This is a genomic window from Variovorax sp. 20P10.2.4 (assembly GCF_058244205.1).
The window spans coordinates 14,251-34,540 of record NZ_JBZAYE010000007.1 but is presented as its reverse complement, the minus strand read 5'-3'; the positions used below and the strand labels follow the sequence as shown (position 1 = coordinate 34,540).

General features: G+C 70.0%; 21 protein-coding genes. 7 read left to right on the top strand and 14 right to left on the bottom strand.

Translation table 11 applies throughout. The features are described 5' to 3' along the window. Positions 1-870, bottom strand: a complete 870-nt coding sequence (locus AC27VN_RS01665) for a fumarylacetoacetate hydrolase family protein (protein WP_490875386.1) — start codon at positions 868-870, stop codon at positions 1-3. A gap of 185 nt (positions 871-1,055) precedes the next feature. Here AC27VN_RS01665 and AC27VN_RS01660 point away from each other — a divergent pair, with 185 nt between their 5' ends. Further along, a complete protein-coding gene (locus AC27VN_RS01660) occupies positions 1,056-1,988 on the top strand; it encodes a helix-turn-helix domain-containing protein (RefSeq protein WP_490875385.1) in 933 nt (310 codons plus the stop codon). Positions 1,989-2,036: 48 nt separating this feature from the next. Here the strand turns inward: AC27VN_RS01660 and AC27VN_RS01655 are convergent, their stop codons facing one another. Together AC27VN_RS01655 and AC27VN_RS01650 are read right to left on the bottom strand one after the other, a co-directional pair. Next, entirely contained in the window at positions 2,037-2,840 is an 804-nt protein-coding gene (locus AC27VN_RS01655; RefSeq protein WP_490875384.1) for an alpha/beta hydrolase, read from the bottom strand. Between the two features lie 151 nt (positions 2,841-2,991). Then, on the bottom strand, positions 2,992-3,825 hold the full coding sequence (locus tag AC27VN_RS01650) for an SDR family NAD(P)-dependent oxidoreductase (RefSeq protein ID WP_490875383.1): 834 nt from the start codon (positions 3,823-3,825) through the stop codon (positions 2,992-2,994). Between the two features lie 132 nt (positions 3,826-3,957). Between AC27VN_RS01650 and AC27VN_RS01645 the strand changes: the two genes are divergently transcribed. Together AC27VN_RS01645 and AC27VN_RS01640 are read left to right on the top strand one after the other, a co-directional pair. Then, complete coding sequence (locus AC27VN_RS01645) at positions 3,958-4,731, top strand: AraC family transcriptional regulator (protein WP_490875382.1); 774 nt, start codon at positions 3,958-3,960, stop codon at positions 4,729-4,731. A gap of 112 nt (positions 4,732-4,843) precedes the next feature. After that, positions 4,844-5,857, top strand: coding sequence for a Bug family tripartite tricarboxylate transporter substrate binding protein (locus tag AC27VN_RS01640; protein ID WP_490875381.1), 1,014 nt, complete (start codon positions 4,844-4,846; stop codon positions 5,855-5,857). Positions 5,858-5,916: 59 nt separating this feature from the next. On the opposite strand, the gene AC27VN_RS01635 is transcribed toward AC27VN_RS01640, so the two are convergent. Beyond that, a complete protein-coding gene (locus AC27VN_RS01635; RefSeq protein ID WP_296782267.1) occupies positions 5,917-6,552 on the bottom strand; it encodes a TetR/AcrR family transcriptional regulator in 636 nt (211 codons plus the stop codon). A 226-nt stretch (positions 6,553-6,778) separates the two neighbouring features. Here AC27VN_RS01635 and AC27VN_RS01630 point away from each other — a divergent pair, with 226 nt between their 5' ends. The 3 genes from AC27VN_RS01630 to AC27VN_RS01620 are packed head-to-tail and all read left to right on the top strand — an operon-like array spanning position 6,779 to position 9,978. Continuing rightward, positions 6,779-8,416 (top strand): tannase/feruloyl esterase family alpha/beta hydrolase, encoded by a 1,638-nt coding sequence (locus tag AC27VN_RS01630; RefSeq protein WP_490875380.1) that lies wholly within the window; start codon positions 6,779-6,781, stop codon positions 8,414-8,416. A 57-nt stretch (positions 8,417-8,473) separates the two neighbouring features. Then, positions 8,474-9,301, top strand: a complete 828-nt coding sequence (locus AC27VN_RS01625; protein ID WP_490875379.1) for a TatD family hydrolase — start codon at positions 8,474-8,476, stop codon at positions 9,299-9,301. Continuing rightward, the gene (locus AC27VN_RS01620; RefSeq protein WP_490875378.1) at positions 9,298-9,978 is read left to right on the top strand and encodes an alpha/beta hydrolase family protein; all 681 of its coding nucleotides are present in this window, start codon (positions 9,298-9,300) and stop codon (positions 9,976-9,978) included. The genes AC27VN_RS01625 and AC27VN_RS01620 overlap by 4 nt, the downstream gene beginning before the upstream one ends. 7 nt (positions 9,979-9,985) lie before the next feature. Here the strand turns inward: AC27VN_RS01620 and AC27VN_RS01615 are convergent, their stop codons facing one another. The 5 genes from AC27VN_RS01615 to AC27VN_RS01595 are packed head-to-tail and all read right to left on the bottom strand — an operon-like array spanning position 9,986 to position 14,227. After that, the gene (locus tag AC27VN_RS01615) at positions 9,986-11,215 is read right to left on the bottom strand and encodes a pyridoxal phosphate-dependent aminotransferase (protein WP_490875377.1); all 1,230 of its coding nucleotides are present in this window, start codon (positions 11,213-11,215) and stop codon (positions 9,986-9,988) included. After that, positions 11,212-11,877: an RraA family protein gene (locus AC27VN_RS01610; RefSeq protein WP_093349817.1), complete on the bottom strand. Its 666-nt coding sequence runs from the start codon at positions 11,875-11,877 to the stop codon at positions 11,212-11,214. The genes AC27VN_RS01615 and AC27VN_RS01610 overlap by 4 nt, the downstream gene beginning before the upstream one ends. A gap of 35 nt (positions 11,878-11,912) precedes the next feature. Then, positions 11,913-12,578 (bottom strand): RraA family protein, encoded by a 666-nt coding sequence (locus AC27VN_RS01605; protein WP_490875376.1) that lies wholly within the window; start codon positions 12,576-12,578, stop codon positions 11,913-11,915. A 24-nt stretch (positions 12,579-12,602) separates the two neighbouring features. Continuing rightward, positions 12,603-13,505, bottom strand: coding sequence for an amino acid ABC transporter substrate-binding protein (locus AC27VN_RS01600; RefSeq protein WP_490875375.1), 903 nt, complete (start codon positions 13,503-13,505; stop codon positions 12,603-12,605). A 35-nt stretch (positions 13,506-13,540) separates the two neighbouring features. Then, positions 13,541-14,227, bottom strand: coding sequence for an RraA family protein (locus AC27VN_RS01595; protein WP_490875374.1), 687 nt, complete (start codon positions 14,225-14,227; stop codon positions 13,541-13,543). Between the two features lie 143 nt (positions 14,228-14,370). On the opposite strand from AC27VN_RS01595, the gene AC27VN_RS01590 reads away from it, so the two are divergent. Further along, on the top strand, positions 14,371-15,300 hold the full coding sequence (locus AC27VN_RS01590; RefSeq protein WP_398491567.1) for a LysR family transcriptional regulator: 930 nt from the start codon (positions 14,371-14,373) through the stop codon (positions 15,298-15,300). A 12-nt stretch (positions 15,301-15,312) separates the two neighbouring features. Here the strand turns inward: AC27VN_RS01590 and AC27VN_RS01585 are convergent, their stop codons facing one another. The 5 genes from AC27VN_RS01585 to AC27VN_RS01565 are packed head-to-tail and all read right to left on the bottom strand — an operon-like array spanning position 15,313 to position 20,257. Then, positions 15,313-15,843 (bottom strand): helix-turn-helix domain-containing protein, encoded by a 531-nt coding sequence (locus AC27VN_RS01585; protein WP_296782247.1) that lies wholly within the window; start codon positions 15,841-15,843, stop codon positions 15,313-15,315. Positions 15,844-15,899: 56 nt separating this feature from the next. Beyond that, positions 15,900-16,679 carry an aldolase gene (locus AC27VN_RS01580; RefSeq protein ID WP_490875373.1) on the bottom strand — a complete coding sequence of 260 codons (780 nt, stop codon included), beginning with the start codon at positions 16,677-16,679 and terminating at the stop codon, positions 15,900-15,902. A gap of 47 nt (positions 16,680-16,726) precedes the next feature. Beyond that, positions 16,727-17,599, bottom strand: a complete 873-nt coding sequence (locus AC27VN_RS01575; RefSeq protein WP_490875372.1) for a LysR family transcriptional regulator — start codon at positions 17,597-17,599, stop codon at positions 16,727-16,729. A gap of 10 nt (positions 17,600-17,609) precedes the next feature. Beyond that, complete coding sequence (gene acuI, locus AC27VN_RS01570) at positions 17,610-18,590, bottom strand: acrylyl-CoA reductase (NADPH) (protein WP_490875371.1); 981 nt, start codon at positions 18,588-18,590, stop codon at positions 17,610-17,612. Positions 18,591-18,610: 20 nt separating this feature from the next. Continuing rightward, the gene (locus AC27VN_RS01565) at positions 18,611-20,257 is read right to left on the bottom strand and encodes a thiamine pyrophosphate-dependent enzyme (RefSeq protein ID WP_490875370.1); all 1,647 of its coding nucleotides are present in this window, start codon (positions 20,255-20,257) and stop codon (positions 18,611-18,613) included. Positions 20,258-20,290 lie beyond the last annotated feature (33 nt).

Sequence of the window (20,290 nt, the reverse complement as noted above, 5' to 3'; positions counted from 1 at the left end):
TCAGACGAACTTGTTCTCGATGGCGCCGAGCCGGTCGATCTCCACGCGCACCACGTCGCCGGCGCGCAGGTAACGCGGCGGACTCATGCCCATGCCCACGCCGGCCGGCGTGCCGGTCGCGATGACGTCGCCGGGGTAGAGCGTGATGCCGCGCGAGATGGTCTCGATCAGCGTGGGAATGTCGAAGATCATGTTCTCGGTCGGACCGTCCTGGCGCAGTTCGCCATTGACCCAGCAGCGCACGCGCGTCTTCGTGCCGTCGAACTCGTCGGCGGTGACGATCCACGGGCCCATCGGGCAGAAGGTGTCGAAAGACTTGCCAAGATCCCACTGGCCATGGCGCATCTGCACATCGCGCGCGGTCACGTCGTTGACGACCGTGTAGCCGAACACATGCGACATCGCGGCGGCGCGCGCGATGTTCTTGCCGCCCTTGCCGATCACGACGGCCAGTTCGGCTTCGTAGTCGATCTGCGTGGAGACCTCGGAAGGAACGAGCACGTCGTCGTGCGGGCCCACGACGCACTCGGGCACCTTGGTGAAGACGATGGGCCACTCGTCGGTCCTGGCCGTGTTGTCCTTGAACACCGAGGCCGCCAGTTCCTTGGCGTGCGCATGGTAGTTGCGCCCCACGCACCAGAGGTTGCGGCGAGGCTTGGGCAGCGGTGCATCGAGCACCACCTCGCCCAGGTCGACGGCGGGGCCGGCCGGCTCCGGAAGCGAGCCGCCCTCGGCGAGGGATTGGATCAGCGTTAGCACGCCGCTGTCGGCCTGGACCTGCGTGAGCTGTAGCGGGGTGACGGTCTTTCCGTCGGCGCAGACGAGCCCGACCTTGCGGTGGCCTTCGCTCGTGAAAGTGGCGATTCGCATGAAGCTTTGCTCCTGTGTTGTGGCGATGCGGCAACTTTAGGAATTGCGGGCCCACGCCGCTTATCGGTCGATCCGGCGACGTATCGAATCGTCTGGTGCCCTCCTAAGGACTTACCCGAGGCACGGTGCCGGTCGCGGAGCCGGGAAGGAACAATCGCCGCAAACCACCTCGATGAAGCAAACAGATGCAGGAAGCCTATGCACTTCACGAAGGCGCGTTCGGCACGGCGATCGTCCTGGAGGCGAGCGCCAATCTGGTGTCGCACGCGCACTCGGAAACGCAGCTCGCCCTCTGGCTGGGCGGGGCGCGCGCCTGCGCGCATGTCGGTGCGCAGACCGTGCCCTACAGCGAGAGCGTGGCGCTGGGGGTGAACGCGTTCGAGGCGCACGACATGGTTCGCCTGGACGACAGCGGATCGAGCCTGTTCATCGTCTTCATGATCAAGAAGGAGTGGCTCGACGAACTTGGGCAGGCGAAGGACCGCAGTTTTCGCTTTCCCTCGCCGCGGGTGCCCATCGGCGATGCGCTGCGCCGCTCATGCTGGCGTGTGCTGGACCTGATGATCTCCGCCGGCAGCGGACGCGACCAGGTCGACAAGGAGGTCGAGCGCTTGCTGGAAGCCGCCATCGCGGCCTCCAGGACGGGTGGCGAGGCCCCTTCGGTCGCGGCGGGCATCGGTGTCACGCTCGATCATCGCCTTCGGGCCGCCATCGCCCATATGCGCGCGCACGTCTCGGAGAAAACGACCATCGACGAGATCGCGGCCAAGGTGGGCCTGTCGCGCGCGCACTTCTTCGCGCTGTTCCGCGACCAGTTGCACACGACGCCGCAGGTGTTCTGGAGCGGCGTGCGCGTCGAGGAAGCGATGCGTCGCGTCAGCGAAGGTGGCGAACTCACGGACGTTGCGCTCGACCTGGGCTTTTCGGCGCCCGGCAACTTCTCGCGCTTCTTCAAGGAGCACACGGGGATTTCGCCATCGATCTTCAAGCGGGCCACGCGCGCGCCCTCTCCGGTCACCGTGACGGGCATTCCGCGCGAGGGGCAGAGTCTCTGTCCATCCGCCGATGCGCCGGAAGATGAAGGCGCGCAAGAACCAAGGCGCGAGCACGGCCATTGACCGTGCTCGCGCCTTGGCAGGCCAGCGGGCGCCGCGGCCCGCGCCGGCTCAGTTGGCCGCGGCCGCCACCTTGTCGGCGGCGCGCTTGATCACCGCGGCCACGGCCTTGGGATTCGAGACGTAGACGGCGTGGCTGCCGGGCGTTTCGGTGACCACCGAGCCCGCGCGCCTGGACATGCCGCGCTGCGCCGGCGGCGGGATCATCTTGTCGTCCGTGGCCACGAGGTACCAGCTCGGCTTGGACTTCCACGCCGGCTCGCTCACCGCGCCGCCCAGCGCGGCGACACCCCACGGCACCTGCGAGTTCGCCATGAAGGCGGCGGTTTCCTTCTTCACGTCCGCCGCGAACGAGGCGGCGAACTTCGTCTTGTCGAGCAGCAGGAAGCCGTCGACCGGCGGCAGGATCGGGGGCACCGGCGCGCCGGGCGCCGGGTTCTTGATCAGCGAGTCGACGGACTCGCCCTTGTCGGGCGCGAAGGCCGCGATATAGACCAGGCCCGCCACCTTGTCGTCGTTGCCGGCCTCGGTGACGACGACGCCGCCATACGAGTGGCCGACCAGAACGACCGGCCCCTTCTGCGCCGCGATCGCGCGCCTGGTGACGGCGACATCGTCGGCCAGCGAGAGGGTCGGGTTCTGGACGATGCTGACCTCGTACCCGTCCTTCGCGAGGATCTTGTAGACCCCTTCCCAGCCGGACCCGTCGACGAAGCCGCCGTGCACCAGGACGATGGCGGGCTTGGCCGGCGTGGCAGCCGCTGCCGTGGTGGCGCCACCGGCGCCCGCGCTGGCAACGACTGCGGCGCCGAAGGCGGCGGTGGTGAAGAACCTGGCGATCTTGAGCATGGACATTTGCGACTCCTGAATGCGCGGGTTGGCGCGCCGATGGACCGAGTGCGTGAGGGTGATGCCACCGAGAGCTGCACTCGAAGCTCTCGCGGTGTCGCAAATTTATTCCTCAATAGTTTAGGTGTCAATCATTTTGTTTTGAACCATATTCGGCTCACAAGGTCGGCAGCGTGCCCTGCGCTTCGTCGGCCAGCGACGACCAGGCTTCCCAGGTCGACAGGCGCTGCGCATAGGCCTGCCGCGCGGCGGGCAGGCCGGCCTTGCCGAGGAAGAGCCGCAGCGGCGGGTGCTCGGCATCGACCGCCGCGAGGATCGCGGGGGCCGTCGCGGCCGGATCGCCGAGCGCCCTGTTGGCGCTCATGGCCTTGATCTTCCGGCGCAGTTCCTCGTAGGCCGGCATCGGCTCGGCGCTGGTGGCCGAGCCCGCGCGCCAGTCGGTGTCGTAGCCGCCCGGTTCGACCAGCGTCACCTGGATGCCGAAGGCCGCGACCTCCGAGGCCAGCGTCTCCGTCAGCCCTTCGACGGCCCACTTGGTCGCGTTGTAGACACCGGCCGTGGGAAAGGTGATGACGCCCGCGACGCTCGAGGTCACGAGGATGTGTCCCCTGCCCTGCGCCCGCAGCCGGGGAAGCGCCGCCTGGATCACCCACAGCGTGCCGAACAGGTTGGTCTCGAACTGCGCGCGCGCCTGCGGCTCGCTGCTCTCCTCGATGGCGCCGAACAAGGCGTAGCCGGCGTTGCTGACCACCACGTCGAGCCGGCCGAAGCGCGCGATCGCCGCCTCGATGGCCGCGAACACCGCCTCGCGGTCCCTGACGTCGAGCGACAGCGGCAGGACCGCGTCGCCGTACTTCTCCACCAGCGGCTGCAGGGAGGCCACGGAACGGGCCGTGGCCACGACCTTGTCGCCGCGTTCCAGCGCCGCCTGCGCCCAGACGCGGCCGAGTCCGCGGGAAGTGCCTGTGATGAACCAGATTCTGGAGGTCATGAGATCGATGTCCTTTGCGCTTGAAAAATGCAGTGAGCTCCGCCGCATGTGCCGCGAAACATGGAACCCATGCTAGGTTTCGGCGCCCGCCGCCACTATGCTGATCTCGCCATCCGATAGCTCATTTGCGCCATGCTCTCTTCCGACCTCGATCCCCTCAAAGACGGCGTGACCGGTCCCTTGGCGGTCGTGGTTTCGCAGTCCGTCGAGGGGAGCTCGCTGGTGGCGTCCCACAGCCACGTGCGAGGACAGTTGCTGGGCGTCTGGCGCGGCCTGCTCACGCTGTGCACGGAGTCCGGCAAATGGCTGGTGCCCAAGGTCCACGCGGTCTGGATTCCGCCGGGGCAGCTGCACTGGGCCAGCGTGCATGGGCAGGCCGATGCCTGGAGCGTCTACCTTCGCCCCGATGCCTGCACGGGCCTGCCGGCGCAGCCGGCGACGCTGCGCATCTCGGCCCTGCTGCGCGAGACCGTGCGGCGGCTGGAAGGCCTCGATGGCGAACCGACCGAGGCGATGCGCCGTCTGCTCGAACAGGTCGTGGTGAACGAGGTCGCATCGCTGCCGGCCGAGGCGCTCGACCTGCCGATGCCCACCAGCGCGTCGCTGGTGAAGATCGCGCAGGGCCTGCTGGCGGACCCCGCCGACGAACGTTCGCTGAACGACTGGGCCGAGGTGGCGAACGTTTCGCCGCGCACGCTCAATCGGCGCTTTCCGATCGAAACCGGCTACAGCCTCGGCGCCTGGCGCCAGCGCGCGCGGCTGCTGCGCGGGCTCGAGCTGCTGGCCGAGGGCCGGTCGGTCACGGCCGTCGCGCTCGATCTGGGCTACTGCAACATCAGTGCATTCATCGCGCTGTTCAAGCGCACCTTCGGCGTCACGCCCACGCAGTACCTGCGCAACGCCTGAGGTGGCGCACCGCGCCTTCCCCCGGGCGCCAATGCGGCCATACCCGCGACGTATGGGAATGTGACTCGAAAAGGTATTTCTAAATATGGCGAGGCATGCCTACGATGCCCGCATGACAAGAAGAGACAAGCCGCAGGAGCCCCCTGCACCTCGGCGGACCGCCAAGCGCCGCACGGCCCTGCTGCTCGCGGCGGGCCTGCTGTTCGGCACGGCCTGCGCCGCCGCACCGCAGGTCTCCACCATCATCGTGCCTGCGCCGCCCGGCGGCCCCATCGACCGCGTGGCGCGGCTGCTCGCCCCCGAACTCGCGGCCGCGCTCGGCCATCCCGTGCTGGTCGACAACCGCCTCGGCGCGGCCGGCAAGATCGGCGTGCAGGCGGCCCTGCGCGCACCGCGCGACGGCCACACGCTGATCGCGGTCTCGCCCTCCATCGCCTCGGTCAACCCGGTGCTCGACAAGGCGCCCGGCTATGACCCGCTGAACGACTTCGATGCACTGGGCATCGTGGCGGCCAATGCCGGCGTGGTGGCGGTGCGCGCCGACCTGCCGGTGGCCGACATGGCCGAGCTGGTGCGGTATGCGAAGGCGCATCCGGGCGAGTTGACCTACGGCTCCTTCGGCATCGGAACCAGCCTGCACCTGCAGAGCGAGGAGCTGCTGCGCACGCTCGGCATCGACGCGCGGCACATCCCCTACAAGGGCGAGGCGCAGGCGATGAATGCGCTGGCGGGCGGCGAAGTGGACCTGATGCTCTACGCCACCGCGCCCATCGTCCCGCTCGTGCAGAGCGGCCGCGTGCGCGCGCTGGCGGCCACGTCCTCGCAACGCTGGGCGATGCTGCCCGAGGTGCCGAGCTACGCCGAAACCGGCCTGCCGGCCTTGCGCAGCTACCAGTACCACTCCTGGGTCGGCCTGGTGCTGCCCAGCGGCACGCCGGCGGCGGCGCGGCGCGAAGTCCTGCAGGCCTGGCAGCGCGCGCTGGCCAGTCCGAAGCTGCGCCAGTCCCTGGTCGCGCAGGGCTTCGATCCCGCCTCGGGCGATCCCGCGGAAATGCAGCGCACCATCGCCGCCGAGATCGCGCGCCACCGCGCGCTGCTCGCGAGCGGCCGCATCAAGCTCGATTGAGCGGCCCGCCCTTCGCGATATCCATGACAGCGAGACGCGCGATGGGGCCGATCAGCCGATCACGGCTTGCGCGCCTTCGGCGTCTTCTTCGCCGGCGCGACCTGCAGCCCCGTGATGCCGTTGAGGAACAGCTGCGTCGCGATCGGTGCCATCTGGTCGTAGGAGAAGCGTCCCCCGGGCTTGAACCAGGTGAACATCCAGTTGAGCATGCCGAACAGGAACATCGTCAGCAGCTTGTGCAGCTGCGAGGCGTGCAGGTCGGGGCGCGTGGCGGCGATGGCGTCGGCGAACACCCGCACCACCGTGCGCTCCTTGTCGAGCACGCGCGCCTGCGCCTCGGGCGCCAGGAAGCGCACGTCCTCGGTGAGCACGCGGTGCTCGTGCTGCGCCTCGGCGTACTCGGCCATGAAGGCCTCGATCAGCTCGGGCAGCCGCTCGTCGGGCGCGAGCTGCAGCGCTTCCACGCCCGTGACGATGTCGACCAGGCGCGACACATGGCCGTCGGCGATGTGAAGCAGCACCTCGGCCTTGTCCTTGAAGTGGTGGTAGAGGCCGGGCTTGGACAGGTGGCTGGCCTCGGCGATCTCGTTCATCGACGTCGCCGCATAGCCCTTGCGGGCGAACAGCTCGGCGGCGGCCCTGGCGATCAGGCTGCGCTGGTCGTTGGGGCGGGAGGAAGCGGTGTCAACGGTCATGGGTGGCAATGAAGGGCTGCGCGCGAGGCCACGCGGTCCGCGATCTTAGGGGTTAGTCCCGAGCCTTTGCCGCTTGCCCGTATCCGCGCTGCTGCGTTAGCCTTGCGCGGCTTCCAAACCGACCGGTCGGTTGGTTTTCCTGGTCGATCCACATCGGCCGGACGACGAAGCCCATCGAGCGAGATCCGCCGGCCATCCGGCACCCATCAAAATATCGGAGACAACCATGCGCGACGAGAAGTGTGTGAACCGTGCCCTGCTGTCGGCGGGCCTGCTGATGGCCGCCGGCCTGGCCCTGCAAGGCTGCGGGGGCGGCGGCGGCGGAGGCAGCGGCTTCCTCCCGATTCCGGCGCCCGCGCCCGCACCGGCCGCGCCGCCGCCCGCGGGTCCGTCGGGCCCCAGCGTCGAGCAGCTCAAGAGCACCTGCAACGGCCTCAAGGGCCAGGTGCTGGCGGGCGTCACGGTCACGCAGACCGCGCGCTTCGAAGCCAAGACCGCTGTCAACGCCTCGGGCTTCTGCCAGGTGCTGGGCACGCGCGCGCCCTTCCTCGACATCGAGATCGACGTGCCCGACAACTGGACCGGCCGCTACTGGCAACAAGGTGGCGGTGGCTTCGACGGACGCATCGCCTCGGCGGTGACCAAGGACGGCGGCGGCGCGGTGACGGCGGTCGATCCCACGCTCGCGCTGAAGGGCGCGGTGTATGCGGCCTCGAACGGCGGCAACCGCGCGAGCGTGCCCGCGCAGGCCGCGCCCGGCGTCTGGGCCAGCGGCACGCCCGAGGGCCAGCAATCGGCGACCGACTATGCCTATGCCGCGGTGGGCACCACGGTGCGCTTCGGCAAGGCCGTCGCGCAGGCCTTCTTCGGCAAGGCGCCGACGCACAGCTACTTCAACGGCTGCTCCAACGGCGGACGCAATGCCTACATCGCCGCGCAGCGCTGGCCGCAGGAGTTCGACGGCATCGTCGCGGGCTGCGAGACCATGGACATGGCGGGCCAGACCGGCGCCTGGCTGCGCGCGGCCTCGCTGACCGGCACGCCCGCGGCGCTGAGCCCCGCGCAGACCGGCGCGGCCTATGCGGCCGCACTGTCGGCCTGCGATGCGCTCGACGGCGCCAGCGACAGCCTGATCGGCAATCCGCAGGCCTGCAGCTTCGATCCGGCCGTGCTGCAGTGTGGCGTGGCGGGCGCGAGCAGCGATCCGGCCCTCTGCCTGAGCGCCGCGCAGGTGGGCACGCTCCAGTCCTTCCTGTCGCCGCTCAAGCTCTCGAACGGCTCGACCGTACTCTCGGGCTATTCGTGGGGCAACGGCCTCGGGCTCGGCTGGGGCGGGCTCGGCGGCGGCTTCGCGCTGCTCGCGAGCGGCGACCCCGCCTGGCTCACGCCGGCCAAGCAGGCGGGCTTCCAGCTCGAGACCGACTACTACATGCTCGGCGCGGGCCTGGCGCGCATCGGTGCCGACCACGACAAGGCCGCCATCGCCAGCTACGTGGCCTCGGGCCGCAAGCTGATCTCCTGGCACGCCGGCAGCGACGCGCTGCTGTCGCCGAACGACCACTACCGCAACTGGACCACCATGACGGGCATCGCGAAGTCGCTGGGGCTCGCCGATCCGAACAGCGCCACGCGCTTCTTCATCGTTCCAGGCGGCGGGCATGGCGCCGGCGGCAGCCTGCAGGAAGTGGACTGGGCCTCGGCCATCATGGGCTGGGTGGAGAACGCCGACGCGCCCACGCAGCTGACCTACAGCTTCACCAGCGGTGGCACGGCCCGCAGCATGCCCGCCTGCCAGTACCCCAAGTACCCGAAGTACAAGGGCTCGGGCGACGTGAACGCGGCGGCGAGCTACAGCTGCAGCTGAGGGCCGCAGCTTGCGCGGGCACCGCGTGCACGCGCGGTGTTCTCGTACCATCGATGCATGAGCATCGAAGCGAAAGCCGCCTCCCCTTCCCTCGTCGACATCGGCGTCAACTTCCATTCGGGCCAGTTGGCGTCGATCACCGCGCCGCTGCTGGCGCGTGCCAAGGCCGCGGGCGTGGCGCAGATCCTGGCCACGGGCACCTCGCTCGCCTCGAGCCTGTGCGCACTCGAGCTGGCGCGGGCGCATCGGGGCGTGGTCTTCGCGACCGCGGGCGTGCATCCGCATGACGCGAAGTCCTTCGACGCCGCCACCTTCGAGCAGCTGGCCGAACTGTGGCGCTGCCCCGAGGTCGTGGCGGTCGGCGAATGCGGCCTCGACTACAACCGCAACTTCTCGACGCCCGAGGCGCAGCGCGCGGCCTTCGACCGGCAGCTCTCGATGGCCGCGCGGACCGGCAAGCCGCTGTTCCTGCACTGCCGCGATGCCTTCGCCGATTTCCACGACATGCTCGCGCCCGTGGTGGCCGATGGCGCGCACGGCGTGGTGCACTGCTTCACCGGCGACCGCGCCGAAGCCGAAGCCTTTCTCGCGATGGGCCTCGACATCGGCATCACGGGCTGGGTGACGGACCTGCAGCGCGGCCAGGCCTTGCGCGCCGCCATCCCGGCCATTCCGCTGGACCGGCTGCACCTCGAAACCGACGCGCCCTACCTGCTGCCGAAGAACGCGGGCCTGCGCGGCAAGCCGAACGAACCGGCGTACCTGCCTTGGGTTGCCGCGGGCGTGGCCGAACTGCTCGAACGCGATGTCGCCGAGGTCATCGCGGCCTGCAGCGCCAACAGCCGACGGCTGTTCGGACTCCCACCCGTCGAGGTCGCCGCATGAGCACGTCGAGAAAGATCACGATCGAGGTCGATGCCGAGCTGCGGGTGTCGGGCCTGATCGACGCGGCCGACGATGCACGCTTCGCCCTCGTGCTCGCGCACGGCGCGGGTGCGGGCATGACGCACGCGTTCATGGAGGCCGTGGCGCGCGGCCTCGCCGAACGCCGCATCGCCTGCCTGCGCTACCAGTTCCCGTACATGGAGCGCGGCTCGAAGCGGCCCGACGCACCGCCGCTCGCGCACGCCACGGTGCGCGCGGCGGTGGCCAGCGCTGCCGCGCACTTCCAGGGACTGCCCCTGTTCGCGGGCGGCAAGTCCTTCGGCGGGCGCATGACCTCGCAGGCCCAGGCGCTGGGCCTGCTGCCCGAGGTGACCGGACTGGTCTTCCTCGGCTTCCCGCTGCACGCGGCCGGCAAGCCCTCGATCGATCGCGCGGCGCACCTGCACGAGGTCGACGTGCCGATGCTGTTCGTGCACGGCGCGCAGGACAAGCTCGCGGAACCGCCCTGCTTCGCGCAGGTCGTCGACTCGCTCGGTGACTGGGCGAGCGTCGATGAATACGCGGCGGCCGACCATGGCTTTCACGTGCCGAAGAAATCGGGCCTGACGGACGCGCAGGTGATCGACCGGATGCTCGATGCGGTGGCGGTGTGGATGCAGGCCTGGCTGCTGCCCTGAGCCCGGCTCAGCGCAGCGCGCGGCAGAAGCGGTCGATGCGCCGGCAGGCCATGTCGAGCGATGCGTCGTCGAGCGCATAGGCGATCCGGAAGTACGGCGCCAGTCCGAAGGCCGCCCCGTGGACCACGCCCACATCCGCCTCGTCGAGCAGCGCGAGCGCAAGGTCCTCGTCGCTGGCCAGCACGGTACCGGCCGCGGTCGTCCGGCCGATCAGTGCCTCGCACGAGACGAAGGCATAGAAGGCACCCGACGGTCTGTCGCAGCGCAAGCCCGGCGTGGCGTTCAGCGACGCGACCAGCAGATCGCGGCGCCGCTCGAAGGCGGCGCGCGAACGCGCGATGAAGTCCTGCGGCCCGTTCAGCGCCGCGAGCGCCGCATGCTGCGAGATCGAACTGGCACCCGAGGTCTGCTGGCCCTGCAGCTTCTCCATGGCATCGAGCAGCCAGCGCGGGCCGGTGCCGAAGCCGATGCGCCATCCGGTCATGGCATAGGCCTTCGAAACGCCGTTCATCGTCAGCGTGCGCGCGGCGAGGCGGGGTTCGGCCTGGGCCAGCGTGTGGAAGGCCAGCCCGTCGAAGACCAGGTGCTCGTAGATGTCGTCGGCCAGCACCAGCACCTGGGGATGGCGCAGCAGCACCTCGGCGAGCGCGCGCAGTTCCGCGAGCGTGTACACGGCGCCCGTCGGATTGCTCGGCGAGTTGAGGATCAGCCACCGGGTGCGCGGCGTGATCGCGGCCTCCAGCGCTTCGGGCCCGAGCTTGAAGCCGGACTCGCCACCGCAAGGCACCACGATCGGCCTGGCGCCGCACAACTGCACGATCTCGGGGTAGCTGACCCAGTAAGGCGCCGGCACGATCACCTCGTCGCCGAGGTTCAAGGTCGCCGCGAGTGCATTGAAGATCACCTGCTTGCCGCCCGAGCAGACGATCGTGTCCTGCCAGCCGACGTCCAGGCCGTTCTCGCGCCGGAACTTGGCCGCGACGGCCTCGCGCAGCGCACGCAGGCCCGCGACCTGCGTGTAGCGCGTATGGCCCTCGCGGATGGCCGCCACGGCCGCGTCGCCGATGTGCGCGGGCGTGTCGAAGTCGGGCTCGCCGGCCGACAGCGAGACGATGCTGGCACCGCCCGCGCGTCGCGCCGCCACCCGGTCCATCATCCGGTAGGTCGCGGAGGGCTGCGCGGCCGCGAGGTGCACGTTCAATCGCGCGGCCGATGCCACCGCGGTGTCGCTGCTCATGGCGCCTTCCGCTGCAGCGTGTGGTAGCCCATCGCCGCGCGCGCCTCGCCGAGCGTCTTGCCTTGCTCGATCCAGGCGCGGATCTGCGACTCGGCGGCCTCGATCCGGCGCGCGAGTTCCGCAACCTCGCGGGCCCGCGCGCGCGGCACCACCAGCACGCCGTTCGCGTCCGCCACCACGATGTCGCGCGCGACCACGCGGGCCTGGCCGATGGACACGGGAACGTTCACGCCCTCGACCTGCACGCGGTCCTTGCCGGTGCGCATGAAGCGCCCGCGCGTGAACAACGGGTAGCCGTCGTTCAATGCCTTCGACACGTCGCGGCAGACGCCGTCGATCACGGTGGCGGCGATCCTTCGCCGGCCCGCGTACTGGGTCATGATGTCGCCCCAGACCGTGCAGTCGGTGCGTCCGCCGTTGTCGATGACGAGCACGTCGCCCTCGGCCACGTCGTCGATGAAGTCGCCGACCGAGCCCGCGGGCGTGCTGGCCGGAACGTACTTCACCGTGAAGGCGGGCCCCACGGTCACGCCGGCGTAGTCGGCCAGCGGCACGAGGCCGAAGCAGTGGCCCGGCAGGCCGAGCTTGTCCATGGCGTCCGAAACGCCGGGGGTGTCGAGGCCTTCGAACAGGGCCACGAGGTCCTTGTCTTCTTGTTGCATGGGAATGGCTTTCACTGGGAGCGTGGTGATGGATGTCAGAGGCCGTGCGCCGACAGGGTCCGGTCGAGCCAGCCCTGTTCGACGCGCCCGGTGGCGATCTCCGCCTTGATCGCGTCCTCGGTCCGGGTGGTCTGCGCGACGGCCGCGAGCAGGCGCTCCCCGTCCGCGGGATCGAAGCAGACCACGCCGTCCTCGTCGCCGACCACCACGTCGCCCGGATGCACCACCTGCCCGCCGACGCAGACGTCGCGGTTCATGGAGCCGGGGCCGAACTTGTAGGGCCCGCGGTGCGTGCTGCTGCGTGCGTGGCACGGGAAGTCGGCCTCGAAGAAGGCGCGCGTGTCGCGGATCGCGCCGTCGATCACGAAGCCCGCGCAGCCGCGCTGCATCGCGTAGAGCATGATCAGCTCGCCGACCAGTGCGTTGTGGGGATCGCCCGCGCCATCGATCACGAGCACATGGCCGGGCTCGATGTCCTTGAGCGCGCGATAGATCAGCAGGTTGTCGCCGGGCCGCGCCTTGATCGTGAAGGCGGTGCCGACCAGCTTGCGCGCGCGGTGGAAGCGCTGCAGGCCGACGATGCCCGACAGGCGCCGCAGGTTGTCGCTGAGGTGCGGCGTGACGACGTCCCGCAGCGCGGCGATCAGCGCGTCGGGCGCCAGTTTTGGAACGGGTCCGATGTCGAAGTTGGAAAGGGTCACGGTGTGCTCGCTGGGTGTGGTGGTCTATCGCGCGGCCGCGTAGCTTTCCATCGGCAGGTCGTTCGGGTCCTGCCAGAGCTTCTGCAGCGCGGCGGGCGGCGCCATGTTCAGCCGTACGTTGCGCGGCGGAATGGGTTCGGCGTACCACTTGGTCCACAGCGTCTTCATCTCGCCCGAACGCATCATGTCGCGCAGGGTCCGGTCGGCCAGCGCCTTGAGCGGCGCGTCGTCCTTGCTCAGCATGATCGCCAGCGGCTCGGTGTTGAGCACCTCGCCCACCACGGCGAAGTCGGCCGGATTCCTCGCGTTGGCGATCGACGCATTGAGCAGCCCCGCGTCGATCACCCAGGCGTCAGCCTTGCCCGATTCGAGGATCAGGAAGCTCTCGGCATGGTCCTTGCCGAGGATCTCGTTGAACTTCAGGCCGGTGGCGCGGCTGTTGCGGCGCAGATGCTGGACCGAGGTCGTGCCCGTGGTCGCCACCACGGTCCTGCCTTCGAGGTCCTTGATCGAGCGGATGCCCGAGCTGGCGCGCACCGCCATGCGCACCTCCTCGATGTAGGTGGTGAGCGTGAAGGCGACGTCCTGCTGGCGGGCCTGGTTGTTGGTGGTGGAGCCGCACTCGAGGTCGACCGCGCCGTTCTTCACCAGCGGCACGCGGTTCTGCGAGGTCACGACCTGGTAGCGGACCTCGAGCTTCTGCAGGTTCAGCTGCTTCCTGATCGCGGCGACGATCCGCTGGCAGATGTCGACCTGGAAGCCCACGGCCTGGTCGCTGCCCAGCACATAGGACATCGGCAGCGAGCTGTCGCGCACGCCGAGCGTGACCACGCCCGTGCTGCGGATGCGCTCGAGGGTCTGGGCCGGCGCTTCGGCGGCGCTGCCCAACGCGAGCGCGGCCGCCAGGAAGATTGCGATTTTTCTCATGGAGGACCTCGGAGGACTGGACGATGCGGATCGGTCTATCGCGCCTCGGCGGGCTGGCGCTCTTCCATCACCGCCGCGAAGTGCCTGTCGTGCATGGCCTCGGCCACCGACTGGCCGGCGCGGATCCGCGACACCATGCCGGCCTGCTTCGCGGCGGTGCGCTCCGCGATGTCGAGGATCTCGTCGATGCGCGCAGCCGGCACGAACACGCAGCCGCAGCGATCGGCGATCACGAAGTCGTCCTGTGCGACCTCGACGCCCGCGACCTTCACGGGCGCGCCCGAGCCCGTCTGCACCAGGCGGTTGCGGGCACTGACCATGGTCACGCCGCGGCCGTACACCGGGTAGCCGATGGCCTCGCTGCCCTCGATGTCGCGGCTGAAGCCGTCGATCACCGTGCCGCGGATGTGCTTCATGGTGGCGGCATTGGCGACGATGTCGCCCCAGCACGAGACGCCCTCGATGCCGCCGGCGATCACGAGGATCCGGTCGTCGCCGCGGCTTTCGGCGATCACGCTGGTGATGGGATGCACCGTCGGGCCGCCGCTGGCCTGCTTGGGCGCCAGCTGGATGGTGGAGGCGCGGCCGACGATCTGCGGGCACCGCCACAGCGGACGCAGGCCCACCGTGGCGCCGGGCAGTTCGAGGAAGTCCAGCGCGTCGGACACGGTGTTGGTGTCCAGGTCGGCGAGGCGGGAGAGTCGTTGGGCGTCGGTGGTCATGGTCTTTCAGGGGCTGGTGGCGCCGAGGGAGGCGATCGGGTCCGTCATGGCGTTCACGGGTGCAAGGGAAAGCCGATGTTCCGGGGCCGGGTGCGATACGTCCATTCGCAAGAAAGGAAGAACTTGATACGCTTGGCCTATCGATGATCAACTTCCGCCTGCTCCGCCATCTCTACCTTTTCTCGGTGGTCGCCGAGGAACTGCACTTCCGGCGCGCCGCGGCGCGGCTCGGCATGTCGCAGCCGCCGCTGACCGAGCAGATCCAGGTGCTGGAGGCCGCGCTCAAGGTCCGGCTCTTCGAGCGCTCGAGCAAGGGCGTGCAGCTCACGGCCGAGGGCGCGGCCATCCTGCCGGCCGTGAAGAAGCTGGTGTTCCAGATGGACCGCGTGGAGGTCTCGGTGCAGGAGGCGCTGCGCGGCCGCGGGCGCATGCTCACCATCGGCGCCATCACCACGGCCATGGCCAGTCCCCTGCCCGCGGTGATCGAGCAGCTGAAGGCCGAGGTGCCGGACGCGAGCATCTCGGTGATCGAGATCGACAGCGCCGAGGCGCTGCTCGCGCTCGACGAGGGCGTGATCGACGTGGCCTTCGCGCGCATCGAGGGCGACGCGGGGCAAGGGGTGCAGGCGCGGCCGCTGCGCACCGAGCGCCTCGGCGTCGCCCTGCCCGCGTGGCACCGGTTGGCCGCGCGCAAGACCATCGCGCTGCGCGAGCTGGCGGACGAGGAATTCATCATGTTCCCGCGCGCGGTGAGCCCGAGTTTCTTCGACGGCATCGTCGCGGCCTGCCGCGCGCACGGCTTCACGCCGCGCATCCTGCACGAATCGCGCTCGGTCACCTCGCAGATCGCCATGGTCGGCTGCAGTCAGGGCATCGCGCTGGTGCCGCTGGGGCTGCAGGAGCTCGGCGGCGAGCGGGTGGCGATCAAGCCCTTGAAGGAACAGGTCGACGTCGTGACCATCGCGGTCGCATGGAGCGCGCGGACGCAGGATCCGATGGTCGAGCGCATCGTCGCCATTGCCGCCGCGCTGGGCGCGGGCGGCGGGGCGCGGAAGTCCGTGGCGAAAAAGTAGGCGAGGCCGCCGCTACTTCGCGACGATCACGACCAGCACCGACGCATCCTCCCCATCGGCCGAACGCAGCTTGTGCGCGATGGTGGAGTCGAACTGCACGCAGTCGCCCACGTTGAGCATCTCCTTGCGGTTGCCGATCTGCAGCTCGATGCGGCCCGTCAGCACGTAGAGGATCTCCTCGCCGTCGTGGTGGCTCATGATCTTGCTGTGGCCGCCCGCGCGCTCGCCGGGACGCAGCACGAAGGCGCGCATCAGCCGGCCCTGGCTGACGCCGGCGACCAGCGACATGTAGGTGCGGGCCTCTTCTTCCGACGGCGCGGGCGCACGCACGATGGACACGGCATCGGCCACGGTGGAGCGGCCGAACAGGTTCTCGACCGTGACGCCCAGCGCGCTCGCGATCTTCAGCGCCGATTCGATGGACGGCTTGGAGATGCCGCGCTCCACCTTCGACAGGTAGCTGCGCGTGAGTCCGGAGTCGCTGGCCAATTGCTCGAGCGTCAACCCGCTCTGCACCCGCAGGAACTTGAGATTCAGCGCCATGTGTCTGTGGTGTCCATGCGGTCGATCTTAGCGTCGGCGCAGCGGGGCCCGGCGGCTCAGCAGTCGAGCGGCGCCGGGGCGCCACGGGTCTGCCGGCACCAGTAGTCGAAGGTGGCGTTGACGATCGAGGGCTTGAGCAGGTAGTCGTGCGCCTCGCGCGCGAGCACGTCGTCCACCGGCGTCAGCGGGCCGAAGGCCTGGGCGCGGATCTGCATGCGCGCGGCGCGCTCGAGGTAGACCGACAGATAGGTCGCCTCCTCGATGGTCTGGCCGGCCGTGAGGTAGCCATGGTGCGCGAGCACGATGGCGCGCTTGCTGCCGAGCGCGCCCGAGATGATCACGCCCTCCTGGTCGGCGATCGGAACGCCCGGCCATTCGCCGAGGAAGGCGCAGTCCTCGTGCAGCGGCGTCATGTCCATCTGCGAGATCACCAGCGGCTGGCGCGCGGCCGCGAGCGCCGAGGCCCAGGGCGAGTGGGTGTGGATGATCGACTGGACATCGGGCCGCGCGCGATACACCCACAGGTGGAAGCGCGTGGCGGGGTTGGCCATGCCGGTGCCGGTCAGGGTGTTCAGGTCCTGGTCGACCTCGATGAAGTCCTCGGGCGTGGCCTCGTCGAAGCCGAGGCCGAAGCGCAAGGTCCAGTAGGCGCCGGGGCGTTCCGAGCGCGCGCTGATCTGGCCCGCGAGCCCGGCCTCCTGGCCGGTCATCGCGAGGATGCGGCAGGCATAGGCCAGCGTCTCTTTCATGGTGCGCGGCGCGCCCGCCAGGTGCTGCGCCATCTCGCGGGTGGCGCGCTCGTCGAAGTATTCCTTGCTGCGGAGTTCTGGGGTCATGGTTCGATGGAGAGAAAGTGTGGGGTGGAAAGGAAGAGGCGCGGCGCTCAATGCACGGCCGCCAGCACCATGTCGACCAGCCGCTGGACCAGCGGCGATTGCGGCTTGCCCGCGCGCGTGATCACGACCACGCGGCGGCGCATCAGCGGCCGTTCGATGCGGACCTTGCGCAGGTCGTTGTCCTGCAGCAGCTTGTCGGGCATGCGGGTCGGCAGGATGCAGGCGCCCATGCCCGCGGCGACCAGCTTGACCAGGGTGTCGACGGTCTCGGCCTCGGCGACGATCGGCAGCTTCAAGCTGCCCTGGCGCACCATCTTGCCGAGCGCATAGTGGGCCGGAAAAGCCACCAGCCGCGGCCGCTCCTCCGTGAGGTCGATGGTCTCGCCATGGGCACTGTCGCGCGTGGCGATCAGGCACATCTCGTCGTCGAACAGCGGCCGCGTTTCCAGTGTCTGCGAGGCGACGGCCGTGTCGTAGACCAGGCCGATGTCGGCCTTGCCGTTCTCCACCAGCTCGGCCGCGTCCGACGAACTGCGGCACATCAGCGACAGCGCGACATCGCTGCATTCGGCCGAGAAGCGCGCCACGATCTCGCCGAGCAGGTAGTAGCTCAGGGTATGGACCGCCGCCACCCGCACCGTGCCCTGCGACACGCCGTCGTGCTTGCGCACGCAGTCGACCGCGGCATCGATGCTGCGGTAGGCGGCCTCGGTCTTCTCCTTCAGGCCGCGGCCGGCTTCCGTCAGCTCCACGCCGCGCCCGTTGCGCACGAACAGCGGCTGGCCGAGGCAGCTCTCCAGCGTCGCCAGCTGGCGGCTCAGGCCGGGCTGGGTTTGGTCCAGCGCCTCCGCGGCGCGCGAGAGCGACTTCAGGCTCGCGATCTTGAGGAAGTACCGCAGCTGGCGGTCGAGGGAGTCCACGGGGTGTCGTTCAGGCGTTCACGTCCACGATCAGCCGCCCGGCGACCTTGCCGTCGATCAGGTCCTGCGCGGCGGGAATCGCCTGCGCCAGGCCGATGGTCGCGGTCATCGCGAGCGTTTCGTCCGCGCCCAGCGTGCGCTGCAACTGGGTCCAGGCTTCCAGGCGCCGGGGCAGTTCGGCCTTCACGCTGTCGATGCCCACGAGCGTCACGCCGCGCAGGATGAAGGGCGCGACGGTGGACGGGAAGTCCATGCCCTGCGCCAGCCCGCAGGCCGCGACCACGCCGCCGTACTTCGTGGCGGCGCAGGCATTGGCCAGCGTATGGCTGCCCACGCAGTCGACCACCGCGGCCCAGCGCTCCTTCTGCAGCGGTTTGCCCGGCGCGGACAGCGGCTCGCGGCCGATCACCTCGTGCGCGCCCAGTGCCTTCAGCCGCGCGGCCTCCTGCGGGCGACCCGTGGCGGCCACGACCCGGAAGCCGCGCCTGGCCAGCAGGCTGACCGCGAAGCTGCCCACGCCGCCATTGGCGCCGGTCACCAGCACCTCGCCGGCCTGCGGCGTGATGTCGCGCTCGATCGCGAGCACGCACAGCATGGCCGTCAGGCCCGCGGTGCCGATGGCCATCGCATGGCGGCTCGTGAGGCCCGCCGGCATCGCCACCAGCCAGGCGGCCGGCACCCTCGCCTTCTGCGCCAGCCCGCCCCAATGGCCTTCGCCCACGCCCCAGCCCGTGAGGATCACCTGGTCGCCGGCCTTGAACTCGGGCGAGGTGCTCTCGCCGACCGTGCCCGCGAAGTCGATGCCGGGCACCATCGGCCACTGGCGCACGATCGGGCCGCGGCCGGTGATGGCGAGTGCGTCCTTGTAGTTGAGGCTCGAAAACTCGACGTCGACCGTGACGTCGCCCTCGGGCAGCGCCGAGGCCTCGAGGGCTTTCACGGCGGCCAATGTCTTGCCGTCCTGCTGGGTCAGGTGGATCGCGTTGAACATGGGATTCCTTGGGTTCTTCTTCAAAGGGCCGACCGCAGCGAGTCGGCCAGCGCATAGTGGGTGGCGCAGCGCACCTCGATCACGGCCGGGCCGCGCACGGCCAATGCCTCGGCCATGACTTGCGCGGCCTCGTCCGCATGCCGCACCACATGGCCCGAGGCGCCGAAGGCCCGGGCGAGCGCGGCGAAATCGGGGTTGCGCAGGTCGGTGCCGCTGACGCGGCCCGGATAGGCGCGCTCCTGGAACGAGCGGATCGTTCCATACGAGGCGTTGTTGGCGACGACGATCTTCAGGTCGATGCCGCGGTCCACCGCGGTCGCGAGCTCGTTGCCGCTCATGAGGAAGCCGCCGTCGCCGCAGAAGGCGATCACCTGCCGCCGCGGATGGCGCAGGCCCGCAGCCAGGCCCGCGGGCACGCCCATGCCCATGGCACCGCAGGCCGAGCCGAGCAGGCGGTTCGACGACCCGAGCCGCAGCGCGCGATGCACCCAGGCGGCGAAGTTGCCCGAGTCGGTCGTGAGGATCGTGTCGTCGCGCATCGCGCCGCGCACGGCATTGATCACATGGCCCAGCACGTCCTGCGCGGGCACGCGGGCTTCGTTCCAGCCGTGCGCGGCCTCGCGCGCATGCAGGCCCGCGCGCAGCCATTCGCTGCGGTCGATGGACGGCGGCGTCATGCGCAGCAGCGCGTCCACGAAGGCGCGCGCGGTCGACACCACGCCGAGCGTGGTTGTGAAGTGGCGGCCGATCGCGCCGGCATCGGGGTACACATGCAGCAGCTTCTGCGCGTCGGGCGACTGGCGCGGAACCGTGAAGCCCTGCGTCGACACATCGCCGAGCCGCGTGCCGATGCCCACGACGACGTCGGCCTGCGCGAACAGCGCCGTGTGGACGGCGGAGGGAAAGAAGCCCAGCTGCCCGAGCCAGTGCGGATGCGTGTTGGGAAAGAGGTCCTGGTTCTTGTTCGTGACCGCGACCGGCAGCTGCCAGGCCTCGCTGAGCGCGACCAGCGCCTGCCTGAAGGCGCCATCGGCGCAGGCTTCGCCGCCGACGATGAGCACCGGCCGCTCGGCCCGCGCGAGCAGCGCGGCGGCGTCTTCCATCGCCTGCATCGACGGCTCGGGCCGCGCGACGCCGAAGCGCGTGGCGGCGCATTCGGGGATCTCCAGGGCCAGCAGGTCCTCGGGCAGCTCGACGACCACCGGGCCCGGCGTGCCGCTGGCCGCGGTCGAGAAGGCGCGCGCCAGGGTCTCCGCGGCCTGCGACGCGAGGTGGATGCGGGCGGTCCACTTCGCCATCGGCCCGAACAGGCGCGCGGCGTCGATCTCCTGCACCGCGTCGCGCCCCAGGTTCGGCAGGTCGACCTGCCCGACCAGCACCACCAGCGGCAGCGCCTCCTGCGAGGCCACGTGGATGCCGATGGTGGCGTTCGCGAGGCCCGGTCCCCGGCTCACCATCACCACGCCCGGCGTGCCCGTCAGCCGCGCATCGGCCGCTGCCGCGAGGCTGGCGGAGCCTTCGTGGCGGCAGGTCACGAGATCGAAGTCCTCGCGGCCGTACAGCGCGTCGAGCAAGGGAAGAAAGCTCTCGCCCGGCACGCTGAAGGCGCGCTGCACGCCGTGAAGGGCGAGGCTGTCGGCAAGGAGGTCGGCGACGCGGAATGGCATGGGGGACTCGGCTTCTATGGGAATTCGTCGTGC

Excerpts from the sequence above, each read along its gene's own strand:
- AC27VN_RS01665 (WP_490875386.1), bottom strand. The coding sequence starts at position 870 with ATGCGAATCGCCACTTTCACGAGCGAAGGCCACCGCAAGGTCGGGCTC.
- AC27VN_RS01660 (WP_490875385.1), top strand. The coding sequence starts at position 1,056 with ATGCAGGAAGCCTATGCACTTCACGAAGGCGCGTTCGGCACGGCGATC.
- AC27VN_RS01655 (WP_490875384.1), bottom strand. The coding sequence starts at position 2,840 with ATGTCCATGCTCAAGATCGCCAGGTTCTTCACCACCGCCGCCTTCGGC.
- AC27VN_RS01650 (WP_490875383.1), bottom strand. The coding sequence starts at position 3,825 with ATGACCTCCAGAATCTGGTTCATCACAGGCACTTCCCGCGGACTCGGC.
- AC27VN_RS01645 (WP_490875382.1), top strand. The coding sequence starts at position 3,958 with ATGCTCTCTTCCGACCTCGATCCCCTCAAAGACGGCGTGACCGGTCCC.
- AC27VN_RS01640 (WP_490875381.1), top strand. The coding sequence starts at position 4,844 with ATGACAAGAAGAGACAAGCCGCAGGAGCCCCCTGCACCTCGGCGGACC.
- AC27VN_RS01635 (WP_296782267.1), bottom strand. The coding sequence starts at position 6,552 with ATGACCGTTGACACCGCTTCCTCCCGCCCCAACGACCAGCGCAGCCTG.
- AC27VN_RS01630 (WP_490875380.1), top strand. The coding sequence starts at position 6,779 with ATGCGCGACGAGAAGTGTGTGAACCGTGCCCTGCTGTCGGCGGGCCTG.
- AC27VN_RS01625 (WP_490875379.1), top strand. The coding sequence starts at position 8,474 with ATGAGCATCGAAGCGAAAGCCGCCTCCCCTTCCCTCGTCGACATCGGC.
- AC27VN_RS01620 (WP_490875378.1), top strand. The coding sequence starts at position 9,298 with ATGAGCACGTCGAGAAAGATCACGATCGAGGTCGATGCCGAGCTGCGG.
- AC27VN_RS01615 (WP_490875377.1), bottom strand. The coding sequence starts at position 11,215 with ATGAGCAGCGACACCGCGGTGGCATCGGCCGCGCGATTGAACGTGCAC.
- AC27VN_RS01610 (WP_093349817.1), bottom strand. The coding sequence starts at position 11,877 with ATGCAACAAGAAGACAAGGACCTCGTGGCCCTGTTCGAAGGCCTCGAC.
- AC27VN_RS01600 (WP_490875375.1), bottom strand. The coding sequence starts at position 13,505 with ATGAGAAAAATCGCAATCTTCCTGGCGGCCGCGCTCGCGTTGGGCAGC.
- AC27VN_RS01595 (WP_490875374.1), bottom strand. The coding sequence starts at position 14,227 with ATGACCACCGACGCCCAACGACTCTCCCGCCTCGCCGACCTGGACACC.
- AC27VN_RS01590 (WP_398491567.1), top strand. The coding sequence starts at position 14,371 with ATGATCAACTTCCGCCTGCTCCGCCATCTCTACCTTTTCTCGGTGGTC.
- AC27VN_RS01585 (WP_296782247.1), bottom strand. The coding sequence starts at position 15,843 with ATGGCGCTGAATCTCAAGTTCCTGCGGGTGCAGAGCGGGTTGACGCTC.
- AC27VN_RS01580 (WP_490875373.1), bottom strand. The coding sequence starts at position 16,679 with ATGACCCCAGAACTCCGCAGCAAGGAATACTTCGACGAGCGCGCCACC.
- acuI (WP_490875371.1), bottom strand. The coding sequence starts at position 18,590 with ATGTTCAACGCGATCCACCTGACCCAGCAGGACGGCAAGACATTGGCC.
- AC27VN_RS01565 (WP_490875370.1), bottom strand. The coding sequence starts at position 20,257 with ATGCCATTCCGCGTCGCCGACCTCCTTGCCGACAGCCTCGCCCTTCAC.